Genomic DNA, 13,450 nt, shown 5'->3' with positions numbered 1-13,450 from the left:
ATATTAATGCTGCGTCTTTTTTATATTATTTAATTTTGATCTCCCGGGTCTTCATCATCAGGTTCACCATCTTCGTCCTCACGATTTCCTTCACCTTGATCAGGGTTACCTTCATCTTCATTTCCCTCATCATTACCATTACCTTCATCATTACCATTACCTTCGTCACTTCCATTATCTCCTTCATTACCTCCAGATTCATCTGGTACAGTAGCGGAAGTAGATTGAGGAGGTCCAGTTATTCCACTATCTTCGGTACTAACTGGTGTCACTTCAATGGTATACTCTCCAGGACTCGCACCCGTTACTTCTAATCCTTGAGATTGAACAGTTTGTGTCTGACCATTTACACTCACTTCAAATGATGCTGATGGTCCATCATAGCTCCAACTTACATCGATCACTCCATCTCCTACATATTGAGCAGATAATCCACTAACTGATGGGAGTTCATCAATTTCTTCTTCATCATCACCGGGAACCGTAAGGGAAGTTGTAGCCGGTTCACTTGTCATATTATCTTTAGATGCTGTTACTTCAATAACGTACTCAGCACCAGCTTCAACTTCAGAGATTTCCATTGATGTATCCTCAGTAGAGGAAAGGTTTTGCATATCTCCACCATCTAAACTTGCACGAACATCGAAGCTAACATCCTCATCAGAATCATAATCCCAAGTTACATCAATCGTGTTTGAATCTTCGTTGTAAGTAGCATTTAACCCACTTACCGCATCCAATTGATCAAATTTCTCTGATACACTTGTTGGTTCTGTTCCTTTTACAAATAATTCCGTTAGCGTCTGCTCACTAGGTGTATAATCACTAGCAAGAGCAGGGGGATTAGAACCTTTTTCCACTTTTACTTCGACAACGGAATCTGGTTTCTCAAAGTTGGCAGTATCGTTACCTTCTGAGATATGTGCCATCGTTTGGCGGAACATTTCTCGAGATAAACTCGTGTCTGTTAAGGCTACTCGGCTTACGCCTCCGTCTTCATTTACACGTTGACCTCCCGTCCAAGCAGCAATCGTGTAGTCTGTAGTATAACCAACAAACCAAGCATCTGGACTTCCATCAGCGCCATCTAATGTGGTTGTTCCTGTTTTACCAGCTATATCAAGTCCAGGGATTTGAACAGAAGACCCAGTTCCATCTTCTACTACCGAACGCATCATATCAGTAACCATATATGCTGTGGAATCTTCCATGACCGGTTCAGCTTCAGGTGTCAAATCGATGGTACGACCATCCGGAAACTCTACTTTCGTTACTGCATAAGGTTCATTGTAAATTCCTTCATTACCAAATGCGCGGTACGCACCAGCCATCTTCATTGGATTAGAACTATTTCCTGTTCCTCCGATTACATCTCTTACATCTAAATTGTTTTCAAAGGTCTGACCTAAATTCTCCGCAAAGTTTTGCGCATTTTCATATCCAACAGATTCGATTGTTTTAGCAGCTGGAACATTTAGAGACATTTGTACGGCATACCTTGCTGATACCCAACCATGATATTGACCATAGTTTTGAATAGGAGTAGAGCCAGCTATTTCAAAGGGTCCGTCATCATTAATTTGATGGTAAGTAGACATTTGATTATATTCAATCGCCGGTCCATAAGCTAGAAGTGGTTTAGCTACAGAACCAATTTGCATTTTTCCTTGGGTTGCATAGTTAAAGCCACTAACATCTCCAGTATCCACTCTTCCACCAATTGCTTCAATTGCACCAGATTGTGTATCAAGCACTACGATAGCGCCTTGTGTATCTTCTGGATAATTAATCGAATTTCCATCATTCGCTAAGAGAGATTCAACATGCTCTTGAGCATCTGGATCAATTGTTGTATGAATTGTTAAGCCATCAGTATCAATATTTGCGTCTTCTACTTTTTCTTCTACTTCTTTTCTTACTTGTTGAATAAATGCCTCATAAGGCGTCGGATCTGGTTTTGATTCATTTAATAGGGAAGTAACTTCCACTTGTCTTGCTTCTTCAGCTTCCTCCTCGGTAATTTTTCCGTGACGAACCATTAGAGTAAGTACGGTATTCATTCGCTCTTCAGTTAGTTCCGGATTTTCGAACGGATTATAAGCTGACGGGCGTTGTGGTAATCCTGCTAGTATTGCAGCTTCAGGTAATGTTAAATCGTTAAGATCCGTTTTACCAAAGTATGTTTCCGCTGCGTTCGCAACACCATAAGCTTGTGAGCCATAGAATATACTATTTAAGTACATTTCCATAATTTCTTCTTTTGTATATTCGCGCTCTAACTTAAGAGCTAACCACATTTCTTGTACTTTTATACTTACTTTCTTTTCAGGTGTTAAGAATGCTCGTTCAACAACCTGTTGAGTGATCGTACTTGCACCTTGAGAACCGAACCCATCGGTAACGTTGGCTAGTATTGCACCGCCAACCCTTCGTGGATCGACACCAGCATGATCAAAAAATCTTGCATCTTCCGTAGCTGTTACTGCATCAATTAGCACATCTGGAAGATCTTCATAAGATACTTGTGTTCTACGTTCTTCTGCACTTAATTCTGCAAATTGTTCACCATTCTTATCTAGTAAAGTAGAAGAGAATGGAACGGTAAGTTTTTCTTCGTCAATGTCCGGAGCTGTAGCAATCCAATATGCACCAACCCCCATACCAATTACAAACATTGCTAACATAATGAATAAAAATATTTTTAATACCTTTTTCCAAGTTGGCTTATTTGATTTTCTTGATTTCTTTGATTTCTTCTGTTGTTGTCTTCTTGCTGTTCTACTTTGGCCTTTATTCTCTGCCATTAGTTTCTACCTCCGTAATTAAAAATAAAGCTTATCTACAGCAGTTAAATAATCTACTCTTTTCTGATAATGGAATGGAATAAGCTGACTTTGATTTTTAATCATATCATAAGGAATTGATTTTTTTCCGCCACTTTGCTTTAGATTCCAAAATGTTAAAAGTACTCTAGCATCCAATAAGTATGTCTCATCATGAGCTGTAAATCGTATTAACATAAAACAAATACCCTGTTGATCAATAACTTTTTGCATATGATTGATTTGATGTTCATGTATATTAGCTAATGGAAATGATGTTTTATTCTTTGTTTCTTTTGCTTCAAAGTCAATATGTTTACCCTTATAAACACCATTATAATCAGTAGTAGAGGCTTGTTTAAAATAAGCTTCTGTAATTACTGCTGCGCTTCTTTTCGGATAATGTACATTAACAATCTGAACGGGTGTTGGTTTTTTGTGTATAACTGCTTGGTTCGTTTCCAAGTAAAATTCATTTGTTACATTAATATCATCCTCTAAGGACATTCCCCTATTGCTAAACATACGATTATCCTTTTTTCGAACAACATTGTTGATTGCCAATCTTTGTTGACCGTTCGGATAATTCAATAAAATCCCTCCTCGCTTCTTTTGCATGATATTAAGAAAAGAAGCAAAAGATAATTCATAACTCTTTTAGAAAGTATGTGGTAATTGATGAGCAAACTACAACATTCTTTCCTCATCCATTATATAACAAATTCAACAGCAGCACATAATCTAGACAACATTTCTAGAACGAAAGCTTATCAGTCCTACTACGAAAAACACCCAGAAATACTATGGACTCTAATCGCTACTGTTGTATCTCGAAATGCAGGATATAATATGACCGATCTAACTTTATCAACATATAAGAAAATGCTAGGTAAAGAGGAAAGAGAGTATTTATTTCAAACTTATGAACGTGCAAATTGGACAATATTCTCTGATGCATATCCTCAATTACTAGTATATGAATTATCGAAAGAGTTTCAAACGCCTTTATTTCCTTTATTAGTACATTTTCAAGTTTCAAGGTTTATGATTAGAGAGTGGCATTATTTTTGGAAAACAAACGATAAAGAAAGATTAATGCTCGCTCTTATTATTAATGAACAGAATGTTATCGAACATCCATTAATAACAAAATCAAAATATAAGAAAGAAGTTTTTCATCGCCTGCCTTATCACATAATCAATGTTTTATGGATGAACGCCGTATTGATTCCTGCGATGCACCAACCATCTTATGGGGTATTCATTCATCATTTTACCTCCTTAAATCGGCGAATTAAAACAGGTAGACAAATTGCGACGATTTTAAGTGATCCAATAATTTACAGAAATACTTTAGATTTTATTAGAACGATTGAACCAACCGGATCTCGATTTGAATATGAAAGGTTTCGCAAAAGAAAATTTACAAGTGAAGTTAGTTTACCATATCGACAGCTTTATCCAATTGTTCAGCATCAAGATAGTATTCGAAAAGACTGGTCAAAAAGGAAGGGTGTACACAAAAAATGGTTAACTCCTTTACCAGATTCCCAATATTCACCTATTGAAAACCAGTTTAACTTTAAACGGAAATTATTATACCTCTATGGAAAACTTCATATATAAGAAATAGTGCGTAATAAAAATAGGTCATCACCATGAAGTAATTAAAAGCATGCTTAAGAAATATACGCTGCTTATCATTGGGCGACAAGTCATTCACGTATATTTCTTAAGCTTATACAACTAATATGCGGTTTTTAAGCAATACTTCTCATCTTTTTAATTAAGTAGACGGACGATTCGGTCCATCTAATTTTTTATCACCAGTTTGTGGTGCTTTTTTTAAATGTTTGTCGGTTTTTTGTTCTTTTTTAGATTTACGCAATGAAAGACACCTCCTTTTATATTAGTTTGTCTAATCTTGATCATTTGATGAGTTTAATCACTAGTTTTGTATCAATACTTCTAGTTTTGTCGATAGAGAAGGGAGAAGAGCCAAGAATAAAGAATTAATATTTATAATAAAGGAGAGGTGTTGAGATAATGCATGCTATGAAGAAAATAAATTCCATGTCCAATAGAGGATACAGTAAACAGGAAACCGAGGCAAAGATGAACGAACTTCAAGCACAATTATCGTATATGCATCACAAATTAAAAGTCCAGGTGGATAGGGAAGTATGGTTACAATTTCAATCTGAAATCACTCAAATTGAACATACAAAAGCATTTATTGAAAACATTTGTAGCAACGATAAGGGATGAGATTATTCTACATTCATGATAGAGTATGATTAGATAACAAGGTAAGGGGATATATCATGAATGTAAAAGAAATAACCATACAATTAAAAAAAGATCTGGAAAAACTAAAATATAAATATCAGACTTCTGAACCCCCGGAAGACAGAAAAGATAGAGATTACTTCCAAATGGTAAAGGAGGAGACCACTCCAGTTTATCAATTAATTGCTCAATGGGAAGAGAAAGCTCTTATATTGGTAAAGGAAAGAAAAGCGAATGTTCATCCCAACCAAGTTGTTTCGACAAGAGAAAATATGGAACTTCTTTTAATGCATAGTTACTATATGGATACAAGAAAGAAGCGTTATATGGAGTTATATCGTTCGATATTATATGTGTTTGACCTATTATTAGACGATTTGGAACAGTAAAAGACCTTTACAGTTTTCTCAAAATAATCTATAATAACGAACACTACTAATAAAGGATGAAGTGGATGAACAAGAATCAATTATTAGACGCTGCTCTGGAGGCGATGGATAGTGCGTATGTACCGTATTCGGCTTTTCCAGTGGGAGCAGCATTGTTAACAAAATCAGGCAAGCTTTATACAGGTTGTAATATTGAAAATGCAGCATATCCTGTTACATGTTGTGCAGAACGAGTGGCTATATTTAAAGCGATTTCTGAAGGAGAGACTCAATTTGAAGAAATGGCTGTAGCGGCCAATACAAATAGGCCTGTTCCTCCTTGTGGTTCTTGTCGACAAGTAATGAGTGAATTTTTTACTTCGTCAATGAAGATCCATTTAACGAATTTAAATAAAGAAGTAAAAACGTTGACAACAGATGAATTATTACCTTTTTCTTTTCAACCAGATGATTTAGAGAATAATCAATAGGGATTCCTCTGTTATTCCTATGGAGAATTTTTAATTTTAAGAAGGAGACTGGCAAACAGTTTCTTTTTTTGTGTTATAATAATAAGTAAAAGTTCTAATTCAGTAGATATTCAGTAAATATAATGACAAGGAAAGCTATCAATTAAAAATTGTTTGTAATGATTTAAGAGGTGATTATATGAGTGTTAATCGTATTCAATTAAGTGGAAAAGATATTTTAGAAAAGGACTTCAAAACCGGTATCAGAGGATATTCACAAGAAGAAGTAGACGAATTTTTAGATATCATCATTCAAGATTATGATAATTTCAAACAAGAGATTGACCGATTAAAAGCAGAAAACGAAAAACTGAAACAGAATACACCTGCTGTAGAGCAATCTCGTACAAGATCGCAACAACCACCAACTTCCCAAGTCAATTATGATGTGTTAAAGCGTCTTTCTAATTTGGAAAAAGCTGTGTTTGGCAAGCGTTATACGGAGCAGGAAGAATCCTAAATGGAAATAATTTTATATTGATTTATTGAAAGAGCCATGATAAGATATTACAAGTCAATTAATTGCTCATGTAATCGCTGCATCATTTTGGATGTAGAGGAAAGTCCATGCTCACACGAGCTGCGATGCTCGTAGTGTTCGTGCTTGACGAAGTCATAAGTCAAGGTAGCTATAATGCTAACGGCAGATATGATACCCTAAGTTATCTATTGATAATATGGATTCATTCTTGAAAGTGCCACAGTGACGTAGCTAGATTGGAAACATTCTAGGTGGAACGCGGTAAACCCCACGAGTGAGCAACCCAAATTAATGGTAGGGGCATCCTTTAGTAGGGAAATAGAACCGAAAAAGGGACAGATTATCGTCTGTAGATAGATGATTACAACCGGCGTACAAGGTTGACCACCGATTGTAGTACAATGGTACAGAACATGGCTTATCGAGCATTTAATGGTCACGTAATATATATAATAAAACTACCCTTGTATGAAAGTTGTTTGTACAAGGGTTTTTTATATGAATTTAGGTTATCTTGGTTGCTCAAATGAAAATATGTTACACTTATACTACTTTTGAACGGAAAGGAATTATCCCGTATGAAACAAGTTAGATTATTGGCAACAACTGCAATGGGTTTAGAATCAATTGTTGCAGATGAAGTTAGAAATTTAGGTTATGATGTGCAAGTTGAGAATGGAAAAGTGCTCTTTGACGCTCCTATTCAAGCGATTCCTCGTTGTAATTTATGGCTCCGTTCAGCTGATCGGGTGAAAATAATTGTAGGAGAATTTGAAGCCTATTCTTTTGATGAACTGTTTGAAAATACAAAAGTGTTACCTTGGGAAAATTATATTTCAGAAGATGGACAAGTTCCTGTTTCTGGGAAATCAGTAAAATCAAAACTATATAGCGTTCCAGATTGTCAAGCTATAGTAAAAAAAGCAATTGTGGAGCGTTTAAAACGTAAGTATGGTCTCATAAATAAATTAACAGAGACCGGAGCCTTATTTAAGACTGAAGTATCCATTCTGAAAGATAAAGTAACACTAACAATAGATACATCCGGAACTGGTTTACATAAAAGAGGTTATCGAGTAGGACAAGGGGAAGCTCCATTAAAAGAAACATTGGCTGCTGCTCTTGTTCAACTAACCAATTGGAAGCCAGAATTTCCGTTAATTGATCCATTTTGTGGATCAGGTACATTATTAATAGAAGCTGCTTTAATTGGACAGAATATCGCACCAGGTTTTAATCGTGAATTTGCTGCTGAAGATTGGGGATGGATTCGTCAAAGACATTGGGATCAAGCCTTTCAGGAAGCAGAAGATTATGCTAAGTATGATCAACCTTTAAATATTGTTGGAAGTGATATTGACCATCGTATGATTGAAACATCTAAAGCTAATGCATTAGAAGCTGGACTAGGAGAATTAATTACATGGAAACAAATGCAAGTGAAGGATATGTCCATAAAAAAGCCAAATGGTTACATTATTACAAATCCTCCATATGGACAACGGCTTAGTGACAAAGCAGAAGTAGAGAAAATGTATCGTGATCTCGGGGAAATAATGAATCAACAACCTTCTTGGAGTGTATACACCATTACAGCATTTGATAAATTTGAACAAGCATATGGAAAAAAAGCAACAAAAAAAAGAAAACTATTTAATGGTTTTATTCAAACCAACTATTACCAATACTTTGGAAGAAAAGAATAAATAACTGAAACCTCCTGCATAGTAGTTGTCCTTCTTAGTAGAATTTTTAAATTCTTCCTTTTGAGGCATGACCTTAAGGAGGTTTTTCTTAGGTCTAGTATGAATCATTTTGTAATGGGAATACTGTTTGAAGAAAAATTCCTATGAAACAAGGTGAATATAATGACATACATAAGTTCCGTTGGAATAGGCGTACCACCACACAGAATTCCTCAACAGGATGTGAAACATATTGTTAAGCAACTATTTTCATATTCTGAAAAACAAATTGAACGACTACTTCCTGTGTTTGATCATGCAGCTGTAGAGGAAAGGCAGTTTGTTGTGGACTCATCTTGGTTTTTTGATGATCATAGCTTTGAAGAAAGAAATCATATTTATCAAACAGAAGCGATAAAGCATTGTTTAGATGCAATAGATACATGCTTATCAGATTCTGATTTTTTACATCAACCGATTCCTTATGAAGCGGTTGATATGATTGTTTTTGTTTCCAGTACAGGAATTGCGACGCCTTCATTAGATGTAAGTTGTATTAATGAGCGTCCATTTAGAGAGAACATACAGCGTATGCCTTTATGGGGATTAGGTTGCGCAGGTGGAGCGATAGGATTAAGTAATGCAATGGATTGGTCAAAAGCTCATCCAGATAAGATTGCCTTAATCGTTTGCTGTGAGTTATGCAGCCTGACATTTCAAAAACAAGATAGTAAAAAAAGCAATATGGTTGGTACCGCATTGTTTGGTGATGGAGCAAGTGCATTGCTTCTCATGGGAGAAAATTCACAATACTGTAATCATTTAAAAGGGACAAAATTACAATTACATGAACAGAGTTCCTTATTAAAGAAACACAGTGAAGATATTATGGGGTGGAATGTAAGAGATACAGGTTTTGAAGTCATATTTAAAAAAAGCATCCCAGCATTAGTACATTCTTTTTGGAAGAAACATATCGCTGAATTTCTCCAAACTATTCAATATACAAGTGAAGATATACAATCCTTTATTGCTCATCCTGGTGGAAGAAAGGTAATGGAGGCAATGGAAGAAGTAGTTCCATGCACTTCGGAGAAACTACATTATTCCTATGAGGTATTAAAAAAGCATGGAAATATGTCATCTGTTACTGTATTTTATGTCATTCGTGAATGGATGAAGAAAGGAATAGAAGAAGGGGAGCGGAGTATAATAAGTGCATTAGGCCCCGGATTTAGTTCTGAATTATTATTTGCGGAGTGGAAAAACGTATGAAAATCTTCTTAAGTATATTGTTTTTATTTATTATTCTGCAACGACTTATTGAACTAATAATTGCAAAAAGAAATGAACAATGGATGCTAGCAAAGGGTGGAGTTGAAATAGAGCCGCAGCAGCATAAGTGGTTTATCATGGTTCATGGGTTGTTTTTTATAAGTATCATAACAGAATTAAGTTTAAATAACGCATCAATTCCAGCACTTTTCCCATTATGGTTTGGTTTATTTATAACTACGCAATTTATTCGAGTATGGAGTATTACCTCCTTAGGAAAGTACTGGAATACCAAAATTATTATTTTACCAGGTAGTACATTGGTGAAGCGTGGTCCTTATAAATATATTAAACATCCAAACTATCTAATTGTTGGGATTGAATTATTTGTTATCCCTATGATGTTTGGGGCATATTGGACAGCGATTATATTTCCATTCTTCCATCTCATTTTAATGAGTATGCGAATTCCAGCTGAAGAAAAAGCACTTACAAGTTTAAACGATTAACCTATTAAATAAAAAACTGTGACTATCATAAGTTAAGGTGAATTGCTAGGGGAATATACTTTGCAGATCGTATATTCCCTTAGCGATTTATCCTACTGTAATTGAATCAGTTTCATAATTGCTAAGTTTTTTTAAAACGTATGTTAGTAATAGTATTGTTATTAACATTTGGATTGTAGGATATTCTTGGCTTTGATTGTAATGGAAGACAGCGTCTGCTGCAGGAAGGAGCACGGGCTGAAAATCCACTAGGAAAAGGGGGACTTCTTTTCCTAGTTAGTTGAAGATGTGCCTGCGGAAAGCGCCGTCTGCAATGGAAATCAAACAATACAACATTCGGATTTTATACCAAATATATAAATATTGAAATTGATTCAATTACTTTTTCTGTAAAATTAATTACCGATTATAGCATCAAATGGTGGTGAACCAGGTGGTGAGTTTTGAATAATATCAATTACAGGTATGGTATAAGCGAATAGAATTAATGCTATAGTTATACCTATCCATAATTTCCAATTCTCCATCCATTTTGGTGTAATTGGTGCATAATCCTCTATTTCAGCTATCGGAAATTCTTCTTTTCCTTCTGGTGCAATAAATGCAAGATGAATAAAAATATATACCATAAGAAGGATTCCAATAAAAAGTATAGTACCACCAACCGCTTGAGCCATTTGATATGCGCCCCATTCAACTGCTTGCTCGGATCCACCGTACTCTGAATAGGAAGATCTTCTCGGACCGCCTAATAAACCCTGGATATGCATAGCTCCAGACATAATCGTCATACCTATTGCCCAAACTACGGTTTGGTAAATGCCTAAACGATGAATTTTTCTTGTTAATTTCCTACCTGTTAAATGAGGAATTAACCAGTAAGCTATCCCAAAAAACGTAAGTAGAACAGTCGTAGCTACAGTTAAATGAAAGTGTCCTGTTACCCAAATCGTGTTATGGACTAATGTGTTCATTTGGTGGGAGGCATTAATAATTCCGCCAATTCCACCAGGGATAAATGCAAGCATACCTACAAATGGAGCAAAGAAGCGGACATCATGCCAAGGTAAATTTTTAAACCAACTAAATAAACCAAGATATCCTTTTTTTCTGCCAGTGATTTCAAATGTAGCGAACATCGAGAATGCTGTCATTAAACTAGGAATAATAACCATAAATGTTAATACAACTTGGATAAACTTCCATGTAGGGTCTATACCAGGTTCTGTTAATTGGTGATGAAAACCAACTGGGATTGAAAAGAATAAAAACAAAATAAAGGATAGTCTAGCTAAAGAATCACTAAATAGTTTACCTCCAATAATCTTCGGTATAATGGCATACCAAGCCATATAAGCGGGTAATAACCAGAAGTATACTAAAGGATGACCAAAGTACCAAAATAACGTTCTACTTAACAAGACATTAATGGTTTCTGCATAACCTAATGACCATGGAATAAATTGAACTAATACCGCGACAGCCACACCTAAAGATGCAATAACCCACATAATCATATTGATTGTAACCATAAAAGCAAGGAGAGGTGAATTTTGATTTGAGTTTTGTTTTTTCCATACAAATAGCTGTCTCCAATTTACGATTGCTGCAATCCAGGTCCCCACGACAACAAGAGCTAAACCAATATAGAAGAGGGGATGTGCTTTTAATGGTGCGTAAAATGTATAGAGCACATTTGCTTTACCTATGAGAATTGTAACAGCAGTCAAAGATGTACCAATAGTCATTACCCAAAAAGCTAGCCAAGCAGATTTACGCTGTTTTTCAGAAATGCCTACTGTTTTTCCCATTAAAGCAAACTGAAATCCAATAATAAAAAAGGTAGTTAATACTAAAGCAAGCACAACACCATGGAAAGTAAGAATTTGATAATAACCAATTCCAAATGGAAGTGTAAATTCACCTGTTCGTACTAATACTTGTAATAGCCCCATTAGGCCACCTAAAAATAGGGATATAATTGCTACATAAATAAATGATAAGTATAACTTAGAATCTTTTTTGGTAATCTTTATAGGATCAGTTGATATTTCTTCAAATGTTAGTAAGTTAGCAAGAGCCATTATTCATACACCTCCACAGTCGTAAACATCATATGATGTCCAACACCGCAATACTCATTACATAACAAGGTAAATTCTCCAACTTTATTCATTTGAACTTCCATGCTGCTAACGTAACCTGGTTCTACCATCATGTTTACATTCGTACCAGCAATATTAAATCCATGTATTACATCTGTAGTGACTACTTGAAATAAAACAGAAGCCCCTTTAGGAATCTTAATATGATTTACAGAATTTCCATCCTCATCTACTCCAAGGTCATAATTAAAAGCACTTGCAACAACATTAACAATATAATGATCGGTATCCACTTTGGTTAAACCAAGATTTTCTTTTTGAAAAGCTTCATTTGCTTCGATATTATTTGGATCAATCGTTAGTCCATGACTTTGTGGATGTGTACCCATATAAAAAGCTCCAAATCCTAATACAACTAAAAACATAATTAATGCACTAACTCCAAGAATTAACCACCATTTTTCTAACTTATGCAGGCGCACTTTTCTCATCCTTTCTTCTTATCTAGTCATAAAGATTGCAAACACAGATACCCAGCAAATAACGATCAGCCCACCTAAAATTAGAACGGAAGCAAATGTTCCTTTAAGGTTTGGCTCTGTTTCGTTGTTTTCTTTATGGAAAAGATTTTTCATCATCATCACCTCTTTTGAATCTATAGTTTTATCATACACAATACAAAGGTCCTATTCGTACACATCACAGACTATTCACACTATGTTCAATAATACACAAATAAGGTGAAGTATTGGTTTTACTAACTTTTTGGTTAGAAAAGTATGTGAACGATTGATGAACAAACAGGGGATTTGATTGACAAAATGATGAGAAGAGATAAGGGGATAAAAACTATAATTACCCACAAAAAAAGCGGAAGCTTAATTTTAAGCTTCCGCTATATATATAAGAAATTATTTTTTAACAACGTTTGCTGCTTGTGGACCACGTTCACCTTCAACAATTTCAAAGGAAACTTCTTGTCCTTCTTCTAAAGACTTAAAGCCTTCTTCTTGAATTGCTGAATAGTGTACGAATACATCATTACCTTCTTCAAGTTGGATAAATCCGTAACCTTTCTCAGCATTGAACCATTTTACTACTCCGTTTTCCATGTAAATTTCCTCCTAATACTTCCACGTAAAACGCGTGTTATTACAAAGTTGACCAACGAAATATTAAAAAAGGGCTGCTTCTATAGAAGTACGGATCATAAATCATCCACTTCTATAGAAGTTGCCCTAGGTAATTAATGATTCCGTACATCTTCTTTGCTTGTTACTAATATTAGCCTATTCAAACAAATCAGTCAAGGAAATGGGTTTAATTTTAGATGAATTAACTAAAATTTACAAATAGTAATACGAATGATAAAGTAATTTTATATTC

The 13,450-nt window shown here is 35.1% G+C and carries 14 protein-coding genes and 1 other RNA gene; 9 read left to right on the top strand and 6 right to left on the bottom strand.

Annotation, left to right across the window (positions count from 1 at the left end):
- Window positions 1–29 precede the first annotated feature (29 nt).
- Window positions 30–2,804, bottom strand: a complete 2,775-nt coding sequence (locus tag C794_RS09355) for a transglycosylase domain-containing protein (RefSeq protein ID WP_017796874.1) — start codon at window positions 2,802–2,804, stop codon at window positions 30–32.
- A gap of 18 nt (window positions 2,805–2,822) precedes the next feature.
- The gene (gene recU, locus C794_RS09350; RefSeq protein WP_017796873.1) at window positions 2,823–3,413 is read right to left on the bottom strand and encodes a Holliday junction resolvase RecU; all 591 of its coding nucleotides are present in this window, start codon (window positions 3,411–3,413) and stop codon (window positions 2,823–2,825) included.
- Window positions 3,414–3,500: 87 nt separating this feature from the next.
- Between recU and C794_RS09345 the strand changes: the two genes are divergently transcribed.
- From C794_RS09345 to C794_RS09305, 9 genes are all read left to right on the top strand, one after another.
- Entirely contained in the window at window positions 3,501–4,448 is a 948-nt protein-coding gene (locus C794_RS09345; protein ID WP_017796872.1) for a DUF2515 domain-containing protein, read from the top strand.
- Between the two features lie 420 nt (window positions 4,449–4,868).
- Window positions 4,869–5,090, top strand: coding sequence for a hypothetical protein (locus C794_RS09335; RefSeq protein WP_017796870.1), 222 nt, complete (start codon window positions 4,869–4,871; stop codon window positions 5,088–5,090).
- A gap of 56 nt (window positions 5,091–5,146) precedes the next feature.
- A complete protein-coding gene (locus tag C794_RS09330; RefSeq protein WP_017796869.1) occupies window positions 5,147–5,500 on the top strand; it encodes a YppE family protein in 354 nt (117 codons plus the stop codon).
- A gap of 65 nt (window positions 5,501–5,565) precedes the next feature.
- Complete coding sequence (locus C794_RS09325; RefSeq protein WP_017796868.1) at window positions 5,566–5,970, top strand: cytidine deaminase; 405 nt, start codon at window positions 5,566–5,568, stop codon at window positions 5,968–5,970.
- A 178-nt stretch (window positions 5,971–6,148) separates the two neighbouring features.
- Window positions 6,149–6,469, top strand: coding sequence for a cell division regulator GpsB (gpsB, locus tag C794_RS09320; protein ID WP_017796867.1), 321 nt, complete (start codon window positions 6,149–6,151; stop codon window positions 6,467–6,469).
- Window positions 6,470–6,531: 62 nt separating this feature from the next.
- Window positions 6,532–6,916, top strand: an RNA gene (rnpB, locus tag C794_RS20435) — RNase P RNA component class B.
- A 152-nt stretch (window positions 6,917–7,068) separates the two neighbouring features.
- On the top strand, window positions 7,069–8,196 hold the full coding sequence (locus C794_RS09315; RefSeq protein WP_017796866.1) for a THUMP domain-containing class I SAM-dependent RNA methyltransferase: 1,128 nt from the start codon (window positions 7,069–7,071) through the stop codon (window positions 8,194–8,196).
- A gap of 162 nt (window positions 8,197–8,358) precedes the next feature.
- Window positions 8,359–9,450 carry a type III polyketide synthase gene (locus C794_RS09310; protein ID WP_017796865.1) on the top strand — a complete coding sequence of 364 codons (1,092 nt, stop codon included), beginning with the start codon at window positions 8,359–8,361 and terminating at the stop codon, window positions 9,448–9,450.
- Window positions 9,447–9,959, top strand: a complete 513-nt coding sequence (locus tag C794_RS09305; RefSeq protein WP_017796864.1) for an isoprenylcysteine carboxyl methyltransferase family protein — start codon at window positions 9,447–9,449, stop codon at window positions 9,957–9,959. The genes C794_RS09310 and C794_RS09305 overlap by 4 nt, the downstream gene beginning before the upstream one ends.
- A gap of 395 nt (window positions 9,960–10,354) precedes the next feature.
- Here C794_RS09305 and C794_RS09300 read toward each other — a convergent pair whose 3' ends face one another.
- The 4 genes from C794_RS09300 to C794_RS09285 form a co-directional block, all read right to left on the bottom strand.
- Entirely contained in the window at window positions 10,355–12,043 is a 1,689-nt protein-coding gene (locus C794_RS09300) for a b(o/a)3-type cytochrome-c oxidase subunit 1 (RefSeq protein WP_017796863.1), read from the bottom strand.
- On the bottom strand, window positions 12,043–12,546 hold the full coding sequence (locus tag C794_RS09295; protein ID WP_017796862.1) for a cytochrome c oxidase subunit II: 504 nt from the start codon (window positions 12,544–12,546) through the stop codon (window positions 12,043–12,045). The genes C794_RS09300 and C794_RS09295 overlap by 1 nt, the downstream gene beginning before the upstream one ends.
- 18 nt (window positions 12,547–12,564) lie before the next feature.
- Window positions 12,565–12,699: a cytochrome c oxidase subunit 2A gene (locus tag C794_RS20430; RefSeq protein ID WP_017796861.1), complete on the bottom strand. Its 135-nt coding sequence runs from the start codon at window positions 12,697–12,699 to the stop codon at window positions 12,565–12,567.
- A 276-nt stretch (window positions 12,700–12,975) separates the two neighbouring features.
- Entirely contained in the window at window positions 12,976–13,176 is a 201-nt protein-coding gene (locus C794_RS09285; RefSeq protein ID WP_011066143.1) for a cold-shock protein, read from the bottom strand.
- Between the last annotated feature and the right edge of the window lie 274 nt (window positions 13,177–13,450).

The organism is Oceanobacillus kimchii X50 (assembly GCF_000340475.1).
Lineage (GTDB): Bacteria > Bacillota > Bacilli > Bacillales > Amphibacillaceae > Oceanobacillus > Oceanobacillus kimchii.
The sequence above is the reverse complement of the archived record's forward strand: the minus strand, read 5'-3'. Positions and strand labels throughout refer to the sequence as shown.